23 protein-coding genes and 1 other annotated feature are annotated in these 23,380 nt (G+C 57.8%); of the genes, 15 read left to right on the forward strand and 8 right to left on the reverse strand.

Going from position 1 to position 23,380, the window contains the following annotated elements:
- Positions 1-97: 97 nt before the first annotated feature.
- Both lplA and DBY73_RS10200 read right to left on the reverse strand, forming a co-directional pair.
- Positions 98-1,114 carry a lipoate--protein ligase LplA gene (lplA, locus tag DBY73_RS10195; RefSeq protein ID WP_112011037.1) on the reverse strand — a complete coding sequence of 339 codons (1,017 nt, stop codon included), beginning with the start codon at positions 1,112-1,114 and terminating at the stop codon, positions 98-100.
- 40 nt (positions 1,115-1,154) lie between these two features.
- Positions 1,155-1,799, reverse strand: a complete 645-nt coding sequence (locus DBY73_RS10200; protein ID WP_112011038.1) for a YtjB family periplasmic protein — start codon at positions 1,797-1,799, stop codon at positions 1,155-1,157.
- Positions 1,800-1,915: 116 nt separating this feature from the next.
- On the opposite strand from DBY73_RS10200, the gene serB reads away from it, so the two are divergent.
- The 3 genes from serB to nadR are packed head-to-tail and all read left to right on the forward strand — an operon-like array spanning position 1,916 to position 5,551.
- A complete protein-coding gene (gene serB, locus DBY73_RS10205) occupies positions 1,916-2,884 on the forward strand; it encodes a phosphoserine phosphatase (protein ID WP_112011039.1) in 969 nt (322 codons plus the stop codon).
- Positions 2,885-2,895: 11 nt separating this feature from the next.
- A complete protein-coding gene (radA, locus tag DBY73_RS10210) occupies positions 2,896-4,281 on the forward strand; it encodes a DNA repair protein RadA (protein WP_112011040.1) in 1,386 nt (461 codons plus the stop codon).
- A gap of 37 nt (positions 4,282-4,318) precedes the next feature.
- On the forward strand, positions 4,319-5,551 hold the full coding sequence (gene nadR / locus DBY73_RS10215; RefSeq protein ID WP_112011041.1) for a multifunctional transcriptional regulator/nicotinamide-nucleotide adenylyltransferase/ribosylnicotinamide kinase NadR: 1,233 nt from the start codon (positions 4,319-4,321) through the stop codon (positions 5,549-5,551).
- A gap of 110 nt (positions 5,552-5,661) precedes the next feature.
- Here nadR and DBY73_RS10220 read toward each other — a convergent pair whose 3' ends face one another.
- Positions 5,662-6,663 (reverse strand): zinc-binding alcohol dehydrogenase family protein, encoded by a 1,002-nt coding sequence (locus tag DBY73_RS10220; protein ID WP_112011042.1) that lies wholly within the window; start codon positions 6,661-6,663, stop codon positions 5,662-5,664.
- 108 nt (positions 6,664-6,771) lie between these two features.
- Between DBY73_RS10220 and DBY73_RS10225 the strand changes: the two genes are divergently transcribed.
- Complete coding sequence (locus DBY73_RS10225; protein WP_112011043.1) at positions 6,772-7,671, forward strand: LysR family transcriptional regulator; 900 nt, start codon at positions 6,772-6,774, stop codon at positions 7,669-7,671.
- Between the two features lie 171 nt (positions 7,672-7,842).
- On the opposite strand, the gene ettA is transcribed toward DBY73_RS10225, so the two are convergent.
- Positions 7,843-9,510: an energy-dependent translational throttle protein EttA gene (gene ettA, locus DBY73_RS10230; protein WP_112011044.1), complete on the reverse strand. Its 1,668-nt coding sequence runs from the start codon at positions 9,508-9,510 to the stop codon at positions 7,843-7,845.
- A 227-nt stretch (positions 9,511-9,737) separates the two neighbouring features.
- Between ettA and sltY the strand changes: the two genes are divergently transcribed.
- On the forward strand, positions 9,738-11,675 hold the full coding sequence (gene sltY / locus DBY73_RS10240) for a murein transglycosylase (RefSeq protein ID WP_112011045.1): 1,938 nt from the start codon (positions 9,738-9,740) through the stop codon (positions 11,673-11,675).
- Between the two features lie 55 nt (positions 11,676-11,730).
- Positions 11,731-12,060, forward strand: a complete 330-nt coding sequence (trpR, locus tag DBY73_RS10245; protein ID WP_112011046.1) for a trp operon repressor — start codon at positions 11,731-11,733, stop codon at positions 12,058-12,060.
- A gap of 27 nt (positions 12,061-12,087) precedes the next feature.
- Here the strand turns inward: trpR and yjjX are convergent, their stop codons facing one another.
- Positions 12,088-12,603, reverse strand: coding sequence for an inosine/xanthosine triphosphatase (gene yjjX, locus DBY73_RS10250; protein WP_112011155.1), 516 nt, complete (start codon positions 12,601-12,603; stop codon positions 12,088-12,090).
- Between the two features lie 49 nt (positions 12,604-12,652).
- Here yjjX and gpmB point away from each other — a divergent pair, with 49 nt between their 5' ends.
- Positions 12,653-13,300, forward strand: a complete 648-nt coding sequence (gene gpmB / locus DBY73_RS10255) for a 2,3-diphosphoglycerate-dependent phosphoglycerate mutase GpmB (protein WP_112011047.1) — start codon at positions 12,653-12,655, stop codon at positions 13,298-13,300.
- Here gpmB and robA read toward each other — a convergent pair.
- Entirely contained in the window at positions 13,297-14,166 is an 870-nt protein-coding gene (gene robA / locus DBY73_RS10260; protein WP_112011048.1) for an MDR efflux pump AcrAB transcriptional activator RobA, read from the reverse strand. The two genes, gpmB and robA, sit on opposite strands and share 4 nt — an antisense overlap.
- A gap of 211 nt (positions 14,167-14,377) precedes the next feature.
- Here robA and creA point away from each other — a divergent pair, with 211 nt between their 5' ends.
- Entirely contained in the window at positions 14,378-14,851 is a 474-nt protein-coding gene (gene creA, locus DBY73_RS10265; protein WP_112011049.1) for a protein CreA, read from the forward strand.
- Between the two features lie 45 nt (positions 14,852-14,896).
- On the opposite strand, the gene arcA is transcribed toward creA, so the two are convergent.
- Complete coding sequence (gene arcA, locus DBY73_RS10270) at positions 14,897-15,613, reverse strand: two-component system response regulator ArcA (RefSeq protein WP_003856501.1); 717 nt, start codon at positions 15,611-15,613, stop codon at positions 14,897-14,899.
- A gap of 95 nt (positions 15,614-15,708) precedes the next feature.
- On the opposite strand from arcA, the gene yjjY reads away from it, so the two are divergent.
- The 7 genes from yjjY (at position 15,709) to DBY73_RS10305 (ending at position 22,528) form a co-directional block, all read left to right on the forward strand.
- Positions 15,709-15,849, forward strand: a complete 141-nt coding sequence (yjjY, locus tag DBY73_RS10275; RefSeq protein WP_085928893.1) for a protein YjjY — start codon at positions 15,709-15,711, stop codon at positions 15,847-15,849.
- Between the two features lie 399 nt (positions 15,850-16,248).
- Positions 16,249-16,935: a tRNA/rRNA methyltransferase gene (locus tag DBY73_RS10280; RefSeq protein ID WP_112011050.1), complete on the forward strand. Its 687-nt coding sequence runs from the start codon at positions 16,249-16,251 to the stop codon at positions 16,933-16,935.
- A 190-nt stretch (positions 16,936-17,125) separates the two neighbouring features.
- On the forward strand, positions 17,126-17,215 hold the full coding sequence (gene thrL, locus DBY73_RS10285; protein ID WP_112011051.1) for a thr operon leader peptide: 90 nt from the start codon (positions 17,126-17,128) through the stop codon (positions 17,213-17,215).
- Positions 17,154-17,271: a sequence feature (Thr leader region), on the forward strand. It overlaps the preceding gene by 62 nt.
- 24 nt (positions 17,272-17,295) lie before the next feature.
- The gene (gene thrA, locus DBY73_RS10290) at positions 17,296-19,758 is read left to right on the forward strand and encodes a bifunctional aspartate kinase/homoserine dehydrogenase I (protein WP_112011052.1); all 2,463 of its coding nucleotides are present in this window, start codon (positions 17,296-17,298) and stop codon (positions 19,756-19,758) included.
- A gap of 1 nt (position 19,759) precedes the next feature.
- A complete protein-coding gene (gene thrB, locus DBY73_RS10295) occupies positions 19,760-20,689 on the forward strand; it encodes a homoserine kinase (RefSeq protein WP_112011053.1) in 930 nt (309 codons plus the stop codon).
- A gap of 3 nt (positions 20,690-20,692) precedes the next feature.
- Positions 20,693-21,979: a threonine synthase gene (gene thrC / locus DBY73_RS10300; RefSeq protein ID WP_112011054.1), complete on the forward strand. Its 1,287-nt coding sequence runs from the start codon at positions 20,693-20,695 to the stop codon at positions 21,977-21,979.
- A gap of 243 nt (positions 21,980-22,222) precedes the next feature.
- On the forward strand, positions 22,223-22,528 hold the full coding sequence (locus DBY73_RS10305) for a DUF2502 domain-containing protein (RefSeq protein WP_112011055.1): 306 nt from the start codon (positions 22,223-22,225) through the stop codon (positions 22,526-22,528).
- A gap of 32 nt (positions 22,529-22,560) precedes the next feature.
- Here DBY73_RS10305 and yaaA read toward each other — a convergent pair whose 3' ends face one another.
- Entirely contained in the window at positions 22,561-23,334 is a 774-nt protein-coding gene (gene yaaA / locus DBY73_RS10310; RefSeq protein ID WP_112011056.1) for a peroxide stress protein YaaA, read from the reverse strand.
- Positions 23,335-23,380 lie beyond the last annotated feature (46 nt).

A 23,380-nucleotide genomic window follows, 5' to 3' on the forward strand; every position in this document is an offset into this window, starting at 1 on the left:
GTAATTTAGATATTTAGGAACTCTTCATTGAATATTGAGAGTTCCTAAGGTGTGTAAATACATTTATGCATGTATTTACACGGCGGGCGCGAGATTATTATTTAATAGCCCGTTCAATCCACGTCGATAATTCCCGCAATTCCGTTTCCTGTTCTGGAAAATCGGCAATTAATGTGTCGCACGCCTGCTGAAGCTTATCCGCTCGATATAAACAGCCCTGCAAACGTGTCGCCAGCGCCTCTAGCGGTGCCGGGTTCAGGCTGTCGGTAAAGACCTGCGTGCGGGTGATGTGGCCTTTCTCCACGTCGAAATGCAGCTCCACGCCGCCCCAGGTGAAACGCTCGTCCAGAAGGTGCGAGAAGGCGGGAGCCTGACCGAAGTTCCACTCCCAGCTGCTCTGGCGCGCAAAGGTATCAGCAAAATTGGGCAGGTCAGGCGACTTATCCGGTGAAATGACCTCCGCCTCAACCCGCTCGCCGTAGTGGGCAAAGAAGGCCTCCCGGATGGCATCGCAAACCTGCTCGTGCGTGATGTCGGGCAGCAGTTCTACCAGGTTCGCCACGCGGCCGCGCACCGAGGTGATGCCTTTTGCCTGAAGCTTTTTCTTGTCAGGATTGAGGTAGTTTGCCAGACGGCTTAAATCGGCATTCAGCAGCAGCGTACCGTGGTGAAATCCGCGATCCATCGTTTCACGGTAGGCGGAGCCGGAGACTTTGCGATCGCCTTCAGCGGTTTTGACCACCAGATCGTTACGACCGGAGGCCTCCGCCGTGACGCCAAGCGCGTTCAGCGCGTTGAGCACAATAGAGGTAGAGATCGTTTTATCGTATTCCGGCTTGCCAGCCATGAAGGTAAAGCAGGTATTGCCAAGATCGTGGAATACCGCGCCGCCGCCGCTGCTGCGGCGCGCAAGTCGAACGTTATCCTCTTCCATGCGCCGCGTGTTGCACTCCTTCCACGGGTTTTGCGCGCGCCCGATGACCACCGTGTCCGCATTGCGCCAGAGGAAAAGTACCCGCTGCGTGGCGGGCATCTGGCGGAAGATGCACTCTTCCACCGCGAGATTGAACCAGGGATCGTACGAGTCAGAGATGAGCAGGCGTAGCGTCGACATGGCAGATTTCCTTATTCCGAATCATCTGCCTACTTTACCATTATTCCTTCTTCTCGCTCTCTTCCTCTTCTGGAACGGATTTGCTGGCGGTCAGCAGGAAGGGGGATTGCTGCCAGCGGGTGCGCTTGCCCTGCAGCAGCGTGCGCGCCAGCACGACGCCGATGGCCAGCGAAAGCAGCAGCATCAGGCGAAGAATATTGGTGGTGTTATCGACCTGTTTGGCTTCGGTCGGCAGCGTGTGGGTGTCGAGCGTCAGGCGTAAATAGCCCAGCGGACCATTCTTCCCCTGAATAGGTTCAACGATCTGCTGGTTGAAATAGCCCCCGGCTTTTTTGCCGTCCAGCGCCAGCCTGTCGCGCACGTCAACGTGTTCACCGGCGCGGGCAATCAGGTCGCCTTGTTCATCGTAAACGCCCGCATCCAGAATGCGGCTGTTTTCCGTAAGCTGGCGCAGCACCTGGCCTATCCGCTTGTCGTCCGGCGTTTCGGTACGCATCGACGGGGCGACGTTGAGCGTGACCTGGCGCGCCAGCGTGCGGGCCAGTTCCTCGAACTGCGGGTTGCGCTGACGTTGATGGTTCTGGCTAAACCAGGAGGCCCCTTGCATCAGCACCACCAATAGTGCGAGACAGATCAGGACAATCACGGCGCGATGAAGCCGGAATTTTAGTTTTGCTCGAGCCATATTCCACCTGCTGAAAATTTACGGCTTAATGTTGCCAGAAGTGATGGTTACAGGGTAGCCTCATGCGTTATTTTCCCTCTTGACCTTGCGGCGCGAACGAATTTACAGGAGCTTCAATGCCGAACATTACCTGGTGCGACCTGCCAACGGATGTCTCTTTATGGCCAGGATTGCCGCTCTCGTTAAGTGGCGATGAGGTGATGCCTCTCGACTACCACGCCGGTCGTAGCGGCTGGCTGCTGTATGGCCGCGGGCTGGATAAGCAGCGCCTGACGCAATATCAAAGCACGCTGGGCGCGGCGATGGTGATCGTTGCGGCCTGGTGCGTGGAAGACTATCAGGTTATTCGCCTGGCCGGCTCCCTGACGCCGCGCGCCACGCGCCTGGCGCACGACGCCGGGCTGGACGTCGCGCCGCTGGGCAAAATTCCGCATCTGAAAACGCCGGGCCTGCTGGTGATGGACATGGATTCTACCGCGATCCAGATTGAGTGCATCGATGAGATCGCGAAGCTGGCGGGCAGCGGCGAGCTGGTGGCGGAAGTGACCGAACGCGCGATGCGCGGCGAGCTGGATTTTACCGCCAGCCTGCGCCAGCGCGTGGCAACCCTAAAAGGGGCGGACGCGAACATTCTGCGTCAGGTGCGCGATGAACTGCCGCTCATGCCGGGGCTGACGCAGCTGGTGCTGAAGCTCGAAACGCTCGGCTGGAAGGTGGCGATTGCCTCGGGCGGCTTCACCTTCTTCGCGGAATACCTGCGCGATAAGCTGCGCTTGACCACCGTGGTGGCGAACGAGCTGGAAATCATGGACGGCAAGCTGACCGGTCAGGTGATTGGCGACATCGTGGATGCACAATACAAAGCCAACACCCTGACGCGCCTGGCGGAAAAATATGACATCCCCGTCGCGCAGACGGTGGCTGTCGGCGACGGCGCGAACGATCTGCCGATGATCAAGGCAGCGGGTCTTGGCATCGCCTATCACGCCAAGCCAAAAGTGAATGAAAAGACGGAAGTCACCATCCGTCACGCTGACCTGATGGGGGTATTCTGCATTCTCTCCGGCAGCATTAATCAGAAATAACGAGGTAACCCGTGGCGAAAGCTCCAAAACGCGCATTTGTCTGTAATGAATGTGGTGCGGATTATCCGCGCTGGCAGGGGCAGTGCAGCGCCTGTCATGCCTGGAACACCATCACCGAGGTGCGCGGAGTGGCGGCCTCGCCGAGCGTGGCCCGCAACGAGCGCCTGAGCGGCTATGCGGGCAATGCGGGCGTGTCGAAGGTACAGAAGCTTTCAGACATCAGCCTGGAAGAACTGCCGCGCTTCTCTACCGGATTTAAAGAGTTTGACCGCGTGCTCGGCGGCGGCGTGGTGCCGGGCAGCGCGATTCTGATCGGCGGTAATCCGGGCGCGGGTAAATCGACCCTGCTGCTGCAAACGCTGTGCAAGCTCGCCGAGCAGATGAAGACCCTTTACGTCACCGGGGAAGAGTCGTTGCAGCAGGTGGCAATGCGCGCGCACCGTCTGGGCCTGCCGACCGGCAACCTGAACATGCTTTCGGAAACCAGCATCGAGCAGATCTGCATGATTGCGGAAGAAGAGCAGCCGAAGCTGATGGTGATCGACTCCATACAGGTCATGCACATGGCGGACATTCAGTCCTCGCCGGGCAGCGTGGCGCAGGTGCGTGAAACCGCCGCCTACCTGACGCGCTTTGCTAAAACGCGCGGCGTGGCGATTGTGATGGTCGGCCACGTGACTAAAGACGGCTCGCTGGCCGGGCCGAAGGTGCTCGAACACTGCATCGACTGCTCCGTCATGCTTGACGGCGACGCGGACTCTCGCTTCCGCACCCTGCGCAGCCACAAGAACCGCTTCGGCGCGGTAAACGAGCTGGGCGTATTTGCCATGACCGAGCAGGGCCTGCGCGAGGTGAGCAACCCGTCCGCGATCTTCCTGAGCCGCGGGGATGAAATTACCTCCGGCAGCTCGGTGATGGTGCTGTGGGAAGGGACGCGCCCGCTGCTGGTCGAGATTCAGGCGCTGGTGGACGTGTCGATGATGGGCAACCCGCGGCGCGTGGCGGTTGGCCTGGAGCAGAACCGCCTGGCGATCCTGCTTGCCGTATTGCACCGTCACGGCGGCCTGCAGATGGCGGATCAGGACGTGTTCGTCAACGTGGTCGGTGGCGTCAAAGTCACCGAAACCAGCGCGGACCTGGCGCTGCTGCTGGCGATGGTCTCCAGCCTGCGCGACAGGCCGCTGCCGCAGGATCTGGTGGTCTTCGGCGAAGTGGGCCTGGCCGGTGAGATCCGCCCGGTGCCGAGCGGGCAGGAGCGCATCTCCGAGGCGGCGAAGCACGGCTTCCGCCGGGCGATCGTTTCGGCCGCCAACGTGCCAAAGAAAATCCCGGAAGGGATGCAGGTTTTCGGCGTTAAAAAACTCGCAGATGCGTTAAATGTCTTTGACGACTTATAATTACGTAAATTTGATTTTGCAGGAGGCACCGTAATTTATGTCAACATTTGACTATCTCAAGACCGCCATTCGCCAAAAAGGCTGCACCCTGCAGCAGGTGGCGGATGCCAGCGGCATGACCAAGGGCTACCTGAGCCAGCTCCTGAACGCCAAAATCAAAAGCCCCAGTGCGCAAAAGCTGGAAGCGCTGCACCGTTTTCTGGGGCTTGAGTTTCCGCGCATTCAAAAGAACATCGGCGTGGTGTTCGGCAAATTCTATCCGCTGCATACCGGGCATATTTATCTGATCCAGCGCGCCTGTAGCCAGGTCGACGAGCTGCACATCATTATGGGCTTCGACGAAACCCGCGACCGCCAGCTGTTCGAAGACAGCGCCATGTCGCAGCAGCCCACGGTGTCAGACCGCCTGCGCTGGCTGCTCCAGACGTTTAAATACCAGAAAAACATTCGTATTCATGCCTTTAACGAAGAGGGCATGGAGCCGTATCCGCACGGCTGGGACGTGTGGAGCAACGGCGTAAAAGCGTTTATGGAAGAGAAGGGGATAGCCCCTAACTGGATTTACACCTCCGAAGAGTCCGACGCGCCGCAGTTCCGCGAGCATCTGGGCATTGAAACCGTGCTGATCGATCCTAAGCGCACCTTTATGAACATCAGCGGGGCGCAGATCCGCGAAAACCCGTTCCGCTACTGGGATTACATTCCCACCGAGGTGAAGCCGTTCTTCGTGCGCACGGTTGCCATACTGGGCGGCGAGTCGAGCGGAAAATCGACGCTGGTCAACAAGCTTGCCAACATCTTTAACACCACCAGCGCGTGGGAGTACGGACGCGACTACGTTTTCTCGCATCTTGGCGGCGACGAGATGGCGCTGCAGTATTCCGATTACGACAAGATCGCGCTCGGACACGCCCAGTACATTGATTTTGCCGTGAAATACGCCAACAAAGTGGCGTTTATCGATACTGATTTCGTGACCACCCAGGCGTTCTGTAAAAAGTACGAAGGGCGCGAGCACCCTTTTGTGCAGGCGCTGATCGACGAATACCGCTTCGACCTGGTGATCCTGCTGGAAAACAACACCCCGTGGGTTGCCGACGGCATGCGCAGCCTCGGCAGCTCGGTGGACAGAAAAGAGTTCCAGTCCATGCTGGTAGAGATGCTCAACGAAAACAACGTGCAGTTTGTGCACGTTGAGGAGTCAGACTACGACAGCCGATTCCTGCGCTGCGTCGAGCTGGTGAAGGAGATGATGGGGGAGCAGGGGTAATTCCCTCGCCCCTCACCCTAACCCTCTCCCCGAAGGGGAGAGGGGATTGCACAGAGCCGTCTTTTCCCCCTCGCCCCTACGGGGAGAGGGCCGGGGTGAGGGGGAAGACCTCAAAATGCAACCACCACTTTCCCCCGCATATGCCCCTCCAGCACCTTACGGTGCGCTTCACGGATGCTTTCCACGCTCAGCCCGCGCAGCGTTTCGCTAAGCGAGCTTTCCACTACGCCGTTATCAACCAGCCTCGCCACCTCGTTAAGGATCTCGCCCTGACGCGCCATATCCGCCGTCTGGTACATGCTGCGGGTATACATAAATTCCCAGTGCAGGGCGGCAGATTTGGATTTCAGCTTGTCCTGATCCAGCGGATGTTCATTCTCAACGATGGAGCAAATATGCCCCTGCGGCGCTATCAGCTCGCTGACCGCGTTCCAGTGGCCGTCCGTGTCGTTGAGAATGAAAATGTAGTCAACGAACGTGATGCCCTGTTTTGCCAGTTCGCCCTTCAAATCGCGATAGTTCACGACCCGATCCGCACCGCGATCGCGACACCACTGGGCGGAATCTTCTCTTGACGCCGTCGCGATGATTTTCACCTTGCTGTTGTGCTTCGCAAACGGGATCGCCAGCGAGCCCACGCCGCCCGCGCCCCCAATAATCAACAGCGTTTTATCCGCGCCAGCGTCCTGAATGTTCAGCCGTTCGAACAACCCTTCCCAGGCGGTGAGGGCGGTTAACGGCAGCGCGGCAGCGGCGGCCCAGCCGAGGCTTGCAGGCTTGTGCCCGACGATGCGCGCGTCAATCAGCTGGTGGGTGGCGTTGCTGCCCGGACGCGTGATGTCACCGGCGTACCACACCTCGTCTCCCGGTTTGAATCCGGTGACGCTCGCGCCAGCCGCTTTGACGATCCCGCTCGCATCCCAGCCGAGGATCCGCGGCGCTTTCAGCCCGCTTTTAGCAATGCTGGCATGTACTTTAGTATCGACCGGATTAATAGAGACGGCTTTTACCTCAACGAGCAGATCGTGCTCGCCAGGCTGCGGCATGGGTTGTGAAATCTCAATAAAATGAGAAGGATTCTCAGGGTTAACGGCAATGGCTTTCATTGACATGGCATGCTCCTCAGTGGAAGGCGTTTTGTTGAGGCTAGTCTATAAAGCGAGCGATGGCGTGATAAGATGGACAATCAAGAACGAAGCGTTCGTACAGGGTGAACAATCATGTTTAAACAGCTGCAGGATATGGCGCTGTTTGCGCTGGTGGCGGAGATGGGGAGCTTTACCGCCGCGGCGCAGAGGGCGGAACTGCCGAAATCGAGCGTCAGCCAGCGTATCAGCCAGCTTGAGCAGCAGATCGGGATACGCTTGCTCAACCGCACGACGCGCAGGTTAAACCTGACGTTTGCGGGCGAGCACTACCTGGTGCACTGTCGAGAAATGCTGGCGGCCAGCGAGCGGGCGGAGTACGCCATCCAGCGCCTGCGCGAGAACCCCAGCGGACGGCTTCGCATCACCTGCCCGGCGGGGCTCGGCGCGACCCTGCTGGCGCACCTCAACGCGGAGTTTCAGCTCCGCTACCCGGACGTGTCGCTGGACGTCTCCATCTCTGACGACGTGGTCGACCTGGTGGAGTCCGGCTTTGACGTGGCGCTGCGCACCGGCAAGCCGCAGGACTCCTCGCTGATCGGCCGGATGATTGGCCACTGTCCGCGCTATATGCTGGCCTCGCCGGACTACCTGGCGCGCCGGGATCCGCTGCTCCATCCGCGTCAGCTGGTGGAGCACCGTTGTATTACCCATAAGGCATGGTCCGAGTGGCTGCTGCGAAGCGGAGGCAAGGATTACCGCTATCTGCCGGATAATGCGCATATGACCGATAACCTGGTCTACGCCCGTGAATGTGCGATTGCGGGGGCAGGGATCACGCTGCTGCCGGCATTTCTGCTGGAAGACAGGATCGAAAAGGGCGCGCTGGTACAGGTGCTGCCGGAGTGGGGCGTGGAGGGAAACGAGCTGTGGTTGGCCTATCCGAGCCGCAAGCTAAACTCGCCCGCGCTGATGAGCTATATCGACTTTGCGATGCGGTTTGACGAGGTGAAGCGGTATTACGTGGGAGGGTGATTATGTGCGGCCTGATGCCCTCACCCTAGCCCTCTCCCACGGGGAGAGGGAACAAACACTAAAAACGGCACCATGCGTTACCGTTTTGCTTTTACCTTGCCCCACCCTGGCACTCTCCCACGGGGAGAGGGAACAAAACTAAAAACGGCAACCGAGGTTGCCGTTTTGCTTTTATTTCGCGATACGCTTGTACTTAATACGCTTCGGCTCCAGCGCGTCGGCGCCCAGCGTGCGTTTTTTGTACTCTTCGTATTCGGTGAAGTTACCTTCGAAGAACTCCACTTTCCCTTCGTCCTGGTAGTCCAGAATGTGGGTGGCGATACGGTCCAGGAACCAGCGGTCGTGCGAGATAACCATCGCACAGCCCGGGAACTCCAGCAGGGCGTTTTCCAGCGCGCGCAGGGTTTCGATGTCCAGGTCGTTTGTTGGTTCATCAAGCAGCAGCACGTTACCGCCGACCTGCAGCAGCTTCGCCAGGTGCAGACGACCGCGCTCACCGCCGGACAGCTCGCCAACGCGTTTGCCCTGGTCGGTGCCCTTGAAGTTAAAGCGGCCAACGTAGGCGCGGCTTGGCATCTCGGTGTTGCCGATGCGCATAATATCCAGACCGCCGGAGACTTCTTCCCACACGGTTTTGCTGTTATCCATCGCGTCGCGGAACTGGTCAACGGAGGCCAGCTTCACGGTCTCACCCAGGGTGATTGAGCCGCTGTCTGGCTGTTCCTGGCCGGACATCATGCGGAACAGCGTCGATTTACCCGCGCCGTTCGGGCCGATGATGCCGACGATTGCGCCTTTTGGTACGGAGAAGGTCAGATCGTCAATCAGCAGGCGGTCGCCGTAGGATTTACGCAGATTGGTGACTTCAACCACTTTATCCCCCAGGCGTGCTCCAGGCGGAATAAACAGTTCGTTAGTTTCGTTACGTTTCTGGTATTCGGTGCTGTTCAGCTCTTCGAAGCGTGCCAGACGGGCTTTGCCCTTAGACTGACGGCCTTTCGCGCCCTGACGAACCCACTCCAGCTCTTTCTCGATAGATTTGCGACGCGCCGCTTCCTGAGAAGCTTCCTGCGCCAGACGCTGATCTTTCTGCTCCAGCCAGGAAGAGTAGTTGCCTTCCCACGGAATACCTTCGCCGCGGTCCAGCTCCAGGATCCAGCCCGCCACGTTGTCGAGGAAGTAACGGTCGTGGGTGATCGCCACCACGGTGCCTTCGAAGTCGTGCAGGAAGCGCTCCAGCCACGCCACGGATTCCGCATCCAGGTGGTTAGTCGGTTCGTCGAGCAGCAGCATGTCTGGTTTTTCCAGCAGCAGGCGGCACAGCGCCACGCGGCGGCGCTCGCCCCCGGAGAGGTTCGCGATTTTTGCATCCCAGTCCGGCAGACGCAGGGCATCAGCCGCGCGCTCCAGCTGCACGTTCAGGTTGTGACCGTCATGCGCCTGGATGATCTCTTCAAATTTGCCCTGCTGCGCGGCCAGCTTGTCGAAGTCCGCATCCGGCTCGGCGTATTTGGCATACACTTCATCCAGGCCTTTCAGCGCGTTAACCACTTCGGAAACCGCTTCTTCAACGGATTCGCGAACGGTATGTTCCGGGTTAAGCTGCGGCTCCTGCGGCAGGTAGCCAATTTTGATGCCGGGCTGCGGGCGGGCTTCACCTTCGATGTCAGTATCGATGCCCGCCATGATGCGCAGCAGGGTGGACTTACCGGCACCGTTGAGACCCAGAACACCGATTTTTGCGCCCGGGAAGAAGCTCAGCGAGATATTTTTAAGAATATGACGTTTCGGCGGAACGACTTTGCCGACACGATGCATGGTATAAACGAATTGAGCCACGTTGGACTTCGCCTCTTTTATCGTGATGTGAATAGGTTTCAGCCCCGAAGTGTAGCCTTTTTCCTGCCCTAATCCCAGCCAGGAAAGCCGGGAGTGTTAAAACGCGCAGGAAAGGTAAAAAAGTGTCCGTAACGTGGCGCGTTACCGGATGCCTGGTTAGCATAAGTTGATATGACTTTGACGCGGCAAGACGCTGCAATTGATGAAAAAACAATGAGGAAGAGCTTGTGGAAAAAGCCAAACAGGTGGTCTGGCGTCTGCTGGCGGCCAGCGTATGCGTGATGGCGGTAAGCCAGGCGGTGCATGCCGATTCACTGGATGAGCAGCGCAGCCGCTACGCCCAAATCAAGCAGGCGTGGGACAGCAAGCAGATGGATACCGTACAGGCGCTGATGCCGACGCTAAAAGATTATCCGCTGTATCCATACCTTGAGTATCGCCAGATTACTGACGATCTGATGAATCAACCGACGGTGACCGTAAGCAGCTTTATTCAGGCAAACCCGACGCTGCCGCCTGCGCGTACCCTACAATCCCGCTTCGTGAACGAGCTGGCGCGCCGTGAAGACTGGCGCGGGCTGTTGGCCTTTAGCCCGGAAAAGCCGGGCACGACCGAGGCGCAGTGTAACTATTACTATGCCAAATGGGCCACCGGCCAGCAGGAAGAGGCCTGGGCGGGAGCGAAGGATCTGTGGCTAACCGGCAAAAGCCAGCCAAACGCCTGTGATTCTCTCTTCGGCGCGTGGCGCGCCTCCGGCAAGCAGGACCCGCTGGCCTACCTTGAGCGTATCCGACTGGCGATGAAGGCCGGCAACACGCGTCTGGTAACCGCGCTGGCCGGGCAGATGCCGCCGGACTATCAAACCATTTCCACCGCCGTCATCGGTTTGGCGAACGATCCGAACTCGGTGCTGACCTTTGCCCGCACCACGGGCGCGACCGACTTTACCCGCCAGATGGCGGCCGTCGCGTTTGCCAGCGTGGCGCGGGACGATGTGGAAAACGCGCGGCTGATGATCCCGCAGCTGGTGCAGGCGCAGCAGCTTAATGACGATCAAACCCAGGAGCTGCGCGACATCGTGGCGTGGCTGCTGATGGGCACCGACGTGACCGACGAGCAGGCCCGCTGGCGCGACGATGCGATTATGCGCTCTAATTCCACCTCGCTCGTTGAGCGCCGCGTGCGCATGGCGCTGGGAACGGGCGATCGCCACGGGCTGAATACCTGGCTTGCGCGCCTGCCGATGGATGCCAAAGAGAAAGACGAGTGGCGCTACTGGCAGGCGGACCTGCTGCTGGAGCGCGGCCGCGAGGACGAAGCGAAAGCGATCCTGCACGCGCTGATGCAGCAGCGCGGGTTCTACCCGATGGTGGCGGCCCAGCGGCTGGGCGAGGAATACACGCTTAAGATCGATAAGGCGCCCGCCAATGCCAGCCCGGCGCTGACGCAGGGGCCAGAGATGGCGCGCGTGCGCGAGCTGATGTACTGGAACCTCGACAACACCGCGCGCAGCGAGTGGGCTAACCTGGTGACCAGCCGCACGACGGATGAAAAAGCCCAGCTGGCGCGCTACGCGTTTGATAACCGCTGGTGGGATCTGAGCGTGCAGGCGACGATCGCCGGCAAGCTGTGGGATCACCTTGAGGAGCGATTCCCGCTGGCGTACAAGGATCTGTTCGATCGCTACACCCGCGGAAAAGATATTCCGCAAAGTTACGCGATGGCGATTGCCCGCCAGGAGAGCGCCTGGAACCCGAAAGTGCGTTCTCCTGTAGGGGCCAGCGGCCTGATGCAAATTATGCCGGGTACCGCGACGCACACGGTGAAGATGTTTAACATTCCGGGCTACAGCAGCCCGTCGCAGCTGCTGGACCCGGACACCAACATCAACATCGGCACCAGCTACCTGCAGTACGTTTACCAGCAGTTTGGCAATAACCGCATCTTCTCCTCGGCGGCCTACAACGCCGGTCCGGGCCGCGTGCGCACCTGGCTTGGCAACAGCGCCGGGCGCATCGACGCGGTGGCGTTTGTCGAGAGCATTCCGTTCTCCGAAACGCGCGGCTACGTGAAGAACGTGCTGGCCTACGACGCCTACTACCGCTACTTCATGGGGCAAAAAGATACCCTGATGAGCGACGCCGAGTGGCAGAGACGTTACTGATCGGCGTGGGTTGTGTTATGCTGTACTCGCTAATGAGTACAAGAGGCAGCATAACATGACCCAGCATTCCCCGTATTCCTCGGCGATGGCCGAACAACGCAATCAGGAGTGGCTTCGTTTTGTGGAGTTGCTCCGTCAGTCGTACGACAAGGATCTGCACCTGCCGCTGATGCAGCTGATGCTGACGCCCGACGAGCGCGAAGCGCTGGGCACGCGCGTGCGGATTATTGAAGAGTTACTGCGCGGCGAGATGAGCCAGCGCGAGCTGAAAAACGAGCTGGGCGCGGGCATTGCGACGATTACGCGTGGCTCAAACAGCCTGAAGTCCGCGCCGGTTGAGCTGCGCCAGTGGCTTGAAGCGGTACTGCTGAAAAACGCCGGATGACGGCTTCACCTTATCCGGCCTACACATTTAACGATAAATCGCGTTATGGAACGGGCTTAATGCCAGGATCACCGCCTGATGGTAAACGCTGGATCGCGTTAGCTTTCCTGCGGTAAACACGCCAATCGCCCCTTCCTTACGTCCTATTTCATCAATGCCTGTGTATTGCGACATAACCGGCCCAAGGGCTTCGCCCTCGCGCACTTTTTTCAGGATAACCTCCGGCAGCGGCAGGGTGGCCGAGCGCGCTTCGCCGCGCTGCTCGCGGCTCTCTATCACCACCCAGCTAAAGGTTGCGCCTTCATCAATGCCTGCCTCAATGGCGACCCAGAAGTCTGCGTCAGGCGCTGCGGCTTTGGCATTCGCCACGCGATTTCGTGCGCCAGCCCGCGTTTCCTCACTTCCAAACGGCTGTTCGGGAACGCCGCTCTCGACGCCAACCGCGTCAATGTGGCACGATCCTTCGCCGAAGATCTCTTCAAATGCCCTTAGAATTGCCTGAATTTTGGCAGGATTAGTGGTAGCAGAGACAACATGGTGCATAATTAAGCTCGACTCAAAAAAACTCATCGCAGTATAACGGAAAAAAAGCATGTTACAGGTATACCTTGTTCGCCACGGTGAAACGCAGTGGAACGCCGAGCGACGTATTCAAGGCCAGTCAGACAGTCCTCTTACCGAAAAGGGTGTGCAGCAGGCGAGGCAGGTGGCAGAACGCGCCAGAACGCTGGGCATTACCCACGTCATTTCAAGCGATCTTGGTCGTACACAGCAGACGGCACGCATTATTGCCGAGGCCTGCGGCTGCGATATTACCCTTGAGCCGCGCCTGCGCGAGCTGGACATGGGCGTGCTGGAAAAGCGCCATATCGACTCCCTCACCGAGGAAGAAGAGGGCTGGCGGCGCACGCTGGTCAACGGAACGGAAGATGGCCGCATCCCTGAGGGAGAATCCATGCAGGAGCTGAGCGGTCGCGTAAACGCCGCGCTGGCCGAGTGCCTGAACCTTCCGGCGGGAAGCCGTCCGCTGCTGGTCAGCCACGGTATTGCGCTGGGCTGCCTGGTGAGCACGATTCTGGGATTACCGGCCTACGCGGAACGCCGCCTGCGCCTGCGCAACTGCTCGATTTCCCGCATTGATTATCAGGAAAGCGCGTGGCTGGCGTCGGGGTGGGTCGTGGAGATGGCAGGGGACATTTCGCATCTTGATGCCCCTGCGCTGGACGAGCTGCAGCGTTAGCGGCGTATCGGGATTAAAAATTCCATACGCAGATTGATAGGCCCTTCTTCCGGCTTAGCGTCGCTGGCCGGATAGTAGCGCTCAATGTCCTGACCTTTACGGCGATTCAGATTTAGCATCGGCATGCAGGTCCCGTAAACGGTCAGGATAAATTCCTGAACGCCCGTTCCCAGCCCCTCATACGCGAACATCACATACTCTCCACCTTCGAGAACGACCGGCTTCGAGCCCTGAATGTAGCCGTTGGCCAGCTCCGGCGTTAAGGCGGTGGTGTAAAACACCTCCTGCTCATCGTCTTTTTCCAGGCTCGGATGCGTTTCGTTGAGGCCATACAGAATCGGCGGGATCGCAGGGGCATGGCTGAGGAAATCACGCCAGAACTGAACGCGCATCTGGTGGCGGAACTCGGAAATCTGCTCGAGAGAGCAGGAGTAGCTCTGGGTCGTACCGATCAGATGCGTTTCCGGCAGGGTGATAAATTCGTACTTCGGCATCGCGAATTCGCCAAGGCGCAGAGGTGGACGCATGCCAAAGGAACTCCAGTCCGGCGAGCGGCGATAGAGCGCAGGCGTCAACGAAAACTGTTTTTTAAACGCGCGGGTAAAGGTCTGCTGCGAGTCGAAGCGGTACTGAAGTGCAATATCCAGAATCGGCCGCGCGGTGAGGCGAAGCGCCACGGCAGATTTTGACAGACGGCGAGCGCGAATGTAGGCACCGATAGCATGACCGGTAACATCCTTAAACATCCTTTGCAGATGCCACTTGGAATAGCCTGCTTTTGCCGCCACATTATCCAGTGACAAAGGCTGGTCAAGATGACCTTCCAGCCAGGTAAGCAGGTCGCGAATAATTCCAGCCTGATCCATATACTATCCTCATCCTTAAAACAGCAGGTGCCTGATAACAGGTTAGCGGATAATAGCATTTTTTGATGTTTTAGCATTCAGTGTTTTTTTTGCGCATAAATGCTTTTTGGCGCACATTATGGGCAAATATTTTCTAATCCTGTGATCTTGCTACATTTTTGTCTGACGTGTTGAATAATTGCTCAATGTAATTTTAAAGAATGGTAACAATATGAAATACAAGACTTTGATCTTCACCGCGCTGCTTTTGATGGTTGGCCGCGCAGCGCAAGCGGAACAGGTAGGTTCTGTTGATACGGTATTCAAAATGTTTGGTCCGGACCACAAAATCGTCGTGGAGGCATTTGACGATCCGGATGTAAAAAACGTCACCTGCTACATCAGCCGCGCGAAAACGGGCGGCATTAAGGGCGGCCTGGGGCTGGCGGAAGACACCTCCGACGCGGCTATCTCCTGCCAGCAGGTCGGGCCGGTCGAACTGAGCGAGAAGATCAAAAACGGCAAAGCGCAGGGGGACGTTGTGTTCCAGAAGCGTACGTCGCTGGTGTTCAAAAAGCTGCAGGTCGTTCGTTTCTATGACGCCAAACGCAACACGCTCGCGTATCTGGCCTACTCCGACAAAGTGGTGGATGGTTCACCGAAAAACGCGCTGAGTGCGGTGCCGATAATGCCGTGGCGGGAATAAAAAAACGGCGCTTTCGCGCCGTTTTTTACTGCGTTCGCTGCGGGATTACTCCTGCAGATCGCCGCAGAAACGATAGCCTTCGCCGTGGATCGTGGCGATGATTTCCGGCGTATCCGGCGTCGATTCGAAATGCTTACGAATACGGCGGATGGTGACGTCAACGGTACGGTCGTGCGGCTTCAGCTCGCGACCGGTCATTTTCTTCAGCAGTTCTGCACGGGACTGAATTTTGCCCGGGTTTTCGCAGAAGTGCAGCATCGCGCGAAACTCGCTGCGCGGCAGTTTATACTGCTCGCCGTTCGGGCTAATCAGCGAACGGCTATTGATATCAAGTTCCCAGCCGTTGAATTTGTAGCTGTCTACGCTACGACGCTCTTCGCTCACCGTGCCCAGGTTCATGGTACGGGACAGCAGGTTGCGTGCACGAATGGTTAACTCGCGTGGGTTAAACGGTTTGGTGATGTAATCGTCCGCACCGATCTCCAGGCCAAGAATTTTATCAACCTCGTTATCACGTCCCGTCAGGAACATGAGTGCGACGTTCGCCTGTTCACGCAGTTCGCGCGCCAGAAGAAGGCCGTTTTTACCCGGCAGGTTGATATCCATAATGACCAGATTGATATCATTTTCAGAAAGGATCTGATGCATCTCTGCGCCATCGGTCGCTTCAAAGACATCGTAGCCTTCTGCTTCGAAAATGCTCTTTAACGTGTTGCGTGTTACCAACTCGTCTTCAACGATAAGAATGTGCGGGGTCTGCATGTTTGCTACCTAAATTGCCAACTAAATCGAAACAGGAAGTACAAAAGTCCCTGACCTGCCTGATGCATGTCGCAAATTAACATGATCGGCCTAACATGACTAAAGTACGTAATTGCGTTCTTGATGCACTTTCCATCAACGTCAACAACATCATTAGCTTGGTCTTGGGTACTTTCCCTTTGGACCCGACAGTGTCAAAAACGGCTGTCATCCTAACCATTTTAACAGCAACATAACAGGCTAAGTGACACCGGACACCCAATAAAACTACGCTTCGTTGACATATATCAAGTTCAATTGTAGCACGTTAACAGTTTGATGAAATCATCGTAGCTGAATGCTAGCCTTTGTCACAATTTTTCAATAATCCAACTAGTTGCGGACATTAATAGATAAACGATACGAATCCAAAAGTGAACAGGTATTCATCAGTGTATTATCATTATAAAACATAAGGATAAAGGCTGTTTATTAACATTCTAACTGATTGTTAAGTCACAAAATAGTTTAGCGCTTTTAATTTGTTGTGAAACGCTATTTCGGTGATTTGTGTTGCAATTTTGTAAATTCGTGCTGCGTAATATGTTGAGGCGCATCACAGTTTTGCCCGTTAACTGTTTAAAAAGAGACCATAAATGCATCTGTCGATTGTGCTGGTGGCGCCAGCAAGAGCGGAAAATATCGGCGCAGCGGCGCGCGCCATGAAGACCATGGGTTTTACTGATTTACGTATTGTCGATAGCCGCGCGCATCTTGAGCCTGCCGCCCGCTGGGTGGCGCATGGTTCAGGAGATATTCTCGATAATATAACTACTTACGACACGCTGGCGGAGGCGCTGCACGACGTTTCATTTACCGTGGCGACCACGGCGCGCAGCCGGGCGAAGTTCCATTATTACGCGACGCCGGAAGAGCTGGTGCCGATGCTGCGCGAGAAAAACGCGTGGCTGACCAAGGCCGCGCTGGTCTTTGGCCGTGAAGATTCTGGACTGACGAATGAAGAGCTGGAACTGGCGGACGTGCTCACGGGGGTGCCGATGGTGGCCGATTATCCGTCGCTGAATTTAGGCCAGGCGGTGATGGTCTATTGCTATCAATTAGCATCCTTAATGCAAATTCCTCGGCCGCCTGTTACAGGAACAGATGAAAACCAGCTGGCTGCGCTGCGCGCGCGCGCGAACAATTTGCTATCGCAGCTTGGCGTGGCGGACGATCAAAAAATGGTCGACTGGCTCCAGCAGCGTCTTGGCCGCCTTGAGCAGCGCGACACGGCAATGTTGCACCGTTTGCTTCATGATATTGAAAAAAAATTGGCCGAGTAAAATCCTGTCATCGTTTTTTATTATGGTTCAACAGTCTGTTAATAAGGGTTGTGTCCGGCAGGATCGGATGAAAATAAATCTGTTCACAGCGCGACCTCAGAGCGTCCCGAAATGTGATCAAATTAAAAATTCATTGACTTGAGGTGCTCAATCCTTTAACCCTAAAAGAATACAGCACAGACAGATAATAATGACAGAGTACACAACATCCATGAAACGCATCAGCATCACCACCATTACCACAACCACCATCATTACCACAGGTAGCGATGCGGGCTGACGCGTACAGGAAAAACAGAAAAAAGCCCGCACCTAGACAGTGCGGGCTTTTTTTTCGGCTAAAGGAAATGAGGTAGAACCATGCGAGTGTTGAAGTTCGGCGGTACGTCAGTGGCAAATGCAGAGCGTTTTCTGCGTGTTGCCGATATCCTGGAAAGCAACGCCAGGCAGGGGCAGGTGGCAACCGTGCTCTCTGCCCCGGCAAAAATTACTAACCACCTGGTGGCGATGATTGAAAAAACCATCGGTGGCCAGGATGCGCTTCCGAACATCAGCGACGCCGAGCGTATTTTCGCCGAGCTTCTCCAGGGGCTGGCCGACGCGCAGCCGGGGTTCCCGCTGGCGAAGCTGAAGGCCGTCGTTGAGCAAGAGTTTGCGCAGATTAAGCACGTTCTCCACGGCATCAGCCTGCTCGGGCAATGCCCGGACGGCGTTAACGCCGCGCTGATTTGCCGCGGTGAAAAACTCTCTATCGCGATCATGGCGGGCGTGCTGGAAGCGCGTGGCCACAGCGTAACGGTCATCGATCCGGTTGAAAAACTGCTGGCCGTGGGCCACTACCTCGAATCCACCGTTGATATTGCCGAATCAACCCGCCGCATTGCCGCAAGCAAAATCCCGTCCGACCACATGATCCTGATGGCAGGTTTCACCGCCGGAAACGAGAAGGGCGAGCTGGTGGTGCTGGGCCGTAACGGTTCCGACTACTCCGCCGCCGTGCTGGCCGCGTGCCTTCGCGCCGACTGCTGTGAGATCTGGACCGACGTTGACGGCGTTTATACCTGCGACCCGCGCCAGGTGCCGGACGCCAGGCTGCTGAAGTCGATGTCGTACCAGGAGGCGATGGAGCTTTCCTACTTCGGCGCCAAGGTGCTTCACCCGCGTACCATCTCCCCGATTGCCCAGTTCCAAATTCCCTGCCTGATTAAAAACACCGGCAACCCGCAGGCGCCGGGCACGCTGATCGGCGCCAGCAGCGACGAAGACGGCCTGCCGGTGAAAGGCATTTCCAACCTCAACAACATGGCGATGTTCAGCGTCTCCGGCCCCGGCATGAAGGGGATGGTCGGTATGGCGGCGCGCGTCTTTGCCGCGATGTCCCGTAACGGGATCTCCGTGGTGCTGATCACCCAATCCTCGTCCGAATACAGCATTAGCTTCTGCGTGCCGCAGGGCGACTGCCTGCGCGCCCGCCGCGCGCTGGAGGAGGAGTTTTATCTGGAGCTGAAAGAGGAACTGCTGGAGCCGCTTTCCATTCAGGAGCGCCTGGCAGTGATCTCCGTCGTAGGCGATGGCATGCGTACCCTGCGCGGTATCTCCGCCAAATTCTTTGCCGCGCTGGCCCGCGCCAACATCAACATCGTGGCAATTGCCCAGGGCTCGTCCGAGCGCTCTATCTCCGTGGTGGTGGATAACGACGATGCGGTGACCGGCGTACGCGTGGTTCACCAGATGCTGTTCAATACCGATCAGGTCATTGAGCTGTTCCTGATCGGCGTCGGCGGCGTCGGCGGGGCGCTGCTGGAGCAGGTCAAGCGCCAGCAGGCGTGGCTGAAGAAAAAGCATATCGATCTGCGCGTGTGCGGTATTGCGAACTCAAAAGCGCTGCTGACCAACGTTCACGGCCTGAACCTGGAAAACTGGCAGGCCGAGATGAGCGAGGCGAAAGAGCCGTTTAACCTTGGCCGCCTGATCCGCCTGGTGAAAGAGTATCACCTGCTTAACCCGGTGATCGTCGACTGTACCTCGAACCAGGCGGTGGCCGACCAGTATGCCGACTTCCTGCGCGAAGGCTTCCACGTGGTGACGCCGAACAAGAAGGCCAACACCTCGTCGATGGATTACTATCACCAGCTGCGCCTGGCGGCGAGCAAGTCGCGCCGCAAGTTCCTGTACGACACCAACGTCGGCGCTGGCCTGCCGGTTATCGAGAACCTGCAAAACCTGCTGAACGCGGGTGACGAACTGCAGCGTTTCTCCGGCATTCTCTCCGGCTCGTTGTCCTTCATCTTCGGCAAGCTGGATGAGGGGATGAGCCTCTCGGAGGCGACCCGCGCCGCGCGTGAACTGGGCTATACCGAGCCTGACCCGCGCGACGATCTTTCCGGGATGGACGTGGCGCGCAAGCTGCTGATCCTGGTGCGCGAAACCGGCCGTGAGCTTGAGCTGTCCGATATCGTGATTGAGCCGGTGCTTCCCGCAGACTTTGACGACGGCGGCGACGTGAACGCGTTTATGGCGAATTTACCGCAGCTGGACGACGTCTTTGGCGCCCGCGTCGCAATAGCCCGTGATGAAGGCAAGGTATTGCGCTATGTTGGCAACATCGAAGAAGACGGCGTGTGCCGGGTGAAGATTGCCGAAGTGGACGGAAACGATCCGCTCTACAAGGTGAAAAACGGCGAGAACGCGCTGGCGTTTTACAGCCACTATTATCAGCCGCTGCCGCTGGTGCTTCGCGGCTATGGCGCAGGGAACGACGTGACGGCGGCGGGCGTGTTTGCCGACCTGCTGCGCACCCTGTCATGGAAGTTAGGAGTTTAATATGGTTAAGGTTTATGCCCCGGCTTCCAGCGCCAATATGAGCGTCGGGTTTGACGTGCTGGGCGCGGCGGTGACGCCGGTGGATGGCTCACTTTTGGGCGATACGGTAACGGTTGAAGCGGCAGAGAGCTTCAGCCTGAACAACGTGGGCCGCTTCGCCAGCAAGCTGCCGACGGAGCCGCGTGAAAATATCGTCTATCAGTGCTGGGAGCGTTTCTGTCAGGAGATTGGCAAAAACGTTCCGGTCGCGATGACGCTGGAAAAAAGCATGCCGATTGGATCGGGGCTTGGCTCAAGCGCGTGCTCCGTGGTTGCCGCGCTGGTGGCGATGAACGAACACTGCGGTAAGCCGCTCAACAACAGCCGCATGCTGGGCCTGATGGGCGAGCTGGAAGGGCGTATTTCCGGCAGCGTTCACTACGATAACGTGGCGCCGTGCTTCCTCGGCGGCATGCAGCTGATGATCGAAGAAAATGGCATCATCAGCCAGCAGGTGCCAGGGTTTGATGAGTGGCTGTGGGTGCTGGCCTATCCGGGCATAAAAGTGTCTACTGCGGAAGCGCGCGCGATCCTGCCCGCGCAGTATCGCCGACAGGACTGCATCGCCCACGGACGTCATCTGGCGGGCTTTATCCACGCCTGCTATACCCGCCAGCCGCAGCTGGCCGCAAAGCTGATGAAAGACGTGATTGCCGAACCGTACCGCATGAAGCTGCTGCCGGGCTTTAACGAGGCGCGACAGGCGTCCATGGATATTGGCGCGCAGGCGTGCGGCATCTCGGGCTCCGGCCCGACGCTGTTCGCCCTGTGCGATAAGCCGGACACCGCGCAGCGCGTGGCGGACTGGCTCTCTAAACACTACCTGCAAAATCAGGAAGGCTTTGTTCATATTTGCCGTCTGGACACGGCTGGCGCACGAGTACTGGGATAAATAATGAAACTCTACAACCTTAAAGATCATAACGAGCAGGTCAGCTTCGCGCAGGCGGTGACTCAGGGGCTGGGCAAAAACCAGGGGCTGTTCTTTCCGCACGACCTGCCAGAATTTCAGCTGACCGAGATCGACGAACTGCTCAAGCAGGACTTTGTCACCCGCAGCACCAAAATTCTCTCTGCGTTTATCGGCGACGAAATTCCGCAGGAGCTGCTGGAAGAGCGCGTGCGCGCGGCGTTTGCCTTCCCGGCGCCGGTGAAGCAGGTTGAGCCGGACGTCGGCTGCCTGGAGCTGTTCCACGGCCCGACGCTGGCGTTTAAAGACTTCGGCGGCCGCTTTATGGCGCAGATGCTGACCCACATCAGCGGCGATAAGCCGGTCACCATTCTGACCGCGACTTCCGGCGATACCGGCGCGGCGGTGGCGCACGCGTTCTACGGCCTGAAAAACGTGCGCGTGGTGATCCTCTACCCGAAAGGCAAAATTAGCCCGCTGCAGGAAAAGCTGTTCTGCACCCTGGGCGGCAACATTGAGACCGTGGCCATCGACGGTGATTTCGACGCCTGTCAGGCGCTGGTCAAGCAGGCCTTCGATGACGAAGAGCTGAAGGCTGCGCTCGGCCTGAACTCGGCGAATTCCATCAACATCAGCCGCCTGCTGGCGCAGATTTGCTATTACTTCGAAGCGGTGGCGCAGCTGCCGCAGGACGCGCGCAATCAGCTGGTGGTCTCCGTGCCGAGCGGAAACTTCGGTGACCTGACGGCGGGCCTGCTGGCGAAATCGCTGGGGCTGCCGGTGAAGCGCTTTATCGCCGCGACTAACGCCAACGACACCGTGCCGCGCTTCCTGAAGGACGGAAAATGGGCGCCTAACGCCACGCAGGCGACGCTTTCAAATGCGATGGACGTGAGCCAGCCGAACAACTGGCCGCGCGTGGAGGAGCTGTTCCGCCGTAAGGTCTGGCGTCTTGGCGACCTGGGTTACGCTGCCGTGACGGACGAGACCACCAAAGCGACGATGCGCGAGCTGAAAGCGGTGGGGTATACCTCCGAGCCGCACGCGGCCATTGCCTACCGCGCGCTGCGCGATCAGCTGCAGCCGGGCGAATATGGCCTGTTCCTCGGCACCGCGCATCCGGCGAAGTTTAAGGAGAGCGTGGAAGAGATTCTGGGCGAGACGCTGCCGCTGCCGAAGGAGCTGGCGGATCGCGCCGACCTGCCGCTGCTGTCCCACGAGCTGCCGGCGGATTTTGCCGCGCTGCGTAAGCTGATGATGACGCGCGGGTGATGTTTTGTCGGGGGCGCTGCGCTTACCCGACCAACACGACCCCATTCGTAGGCCGGGCATGGCGTAGCCGCCACCCGGCTTTTTTATGGAGAAATTAAGGAGAAAAAACGCAGAGAAAAAGCAGGAATTCTCAATAAATGCGGTCACTTAGAGAATAGGATTGCAGAGAATAACATCCCCCGTCTCCCTCACGTATTCTCCTTACATCGGCCCACGCTGGGCAAGAATAATAAGGAGTCACCTATGTCGAAACTGAAACCTGCACTCATCGCGCTTTCACTGATGCTGGTCGCTCCTATGGCGGTACAGGCATCTGAGATCACCCTCGTGCCTTCGGTAAAACTGCAGATTGGCGATCGGGATAATAACGGCCACTACTGGGACGGCGGCCGCTGGCGCGACCACGACTGGTGGAAAGCGCACTATGACTGGCGAGATAACCACTGGCGCCCGCACGACGAGCACCGCGATCGCGACGACCACCACGATAACGGCCATCACGATCGTCACGATGACCGCGGCCACGGCCCGGACTGGAAACACCATTAACGCAAAACCCCGCCAGCCGGCGGGGTTTGTTTTTACTGCTCGTGGCGCTTAAACACCAGTTCGCCTTTTCCTGACGATCCCTCGTCAAAGAAATAACCTTCGCTGTTAAATTCGATCAGCTGTTCCGGCTTCGTCAGGCGGTTCTGAATGATGTAACGGCTCATCAGCCCGCGCGCTTTTTTCGCGTAGAAGCTGATCACTTTGAACTTGCCGTTTTTTTCGTCGAGGAAGACCGGCTTGATAATTTCGGCATCCAGCTTTTTCGGCTTCACCGACCTGTAGTACTCATCGGAGGCCAGGTTAATCACCACGTTATCGCCCTGCGCGCGCAGCGCCGCGTTGAGCTTATCGGTGATGATGTCGCCCCAGAAGTGGTAAAGATCTTTGCCTTTGGCGTTCTCCAGGCGAATGCCCATTTCCAGACGATACGGCTGCATCAGATCCAGCGGGCGTAACACCCCGTACAGGCCGGAAAGCATGCGCAGGTGCTGCTGGGCAAAGTCGAAGTCGGCTTCGCTAAAATCCTCCGCCTGCAGGCCGGTGTAAACATCGCCCCTAAACGCCAGAATGGCCTGACGCGCGTTGGACGGCGTGAAGTCCGGATGCCAGTCGTGAAAGCGGGTGGCGTTCAGGTCTGCCAGCTTGTCGCTGATGCTCATCAGCGAAGCGATTTGCGGAGCGGACAGCTTTCGCGCTTCGTGGATCAGCTGTTGCGAATAGTCCAGCAGTTCAGGCTGGGTAAAGCGCTCGGTGGCGAGCGGGCTCTGGTAGTCGAGCGTTTTTGCAGGTGAAATCAGAATCAGCATATCCAGTCCTTGCAGGAAATTTAGAGCGACTTTAGCAAAAAATCGC

Source organism: Enterobacter sp. RIT418, from assembly GCF_003057745.1.
Classification (GTDB): Bacteria; Pseudomonadota; Gammaproteobacteria; order Enterobacterales; family Enterobacteriaceae; genus Enterobacter.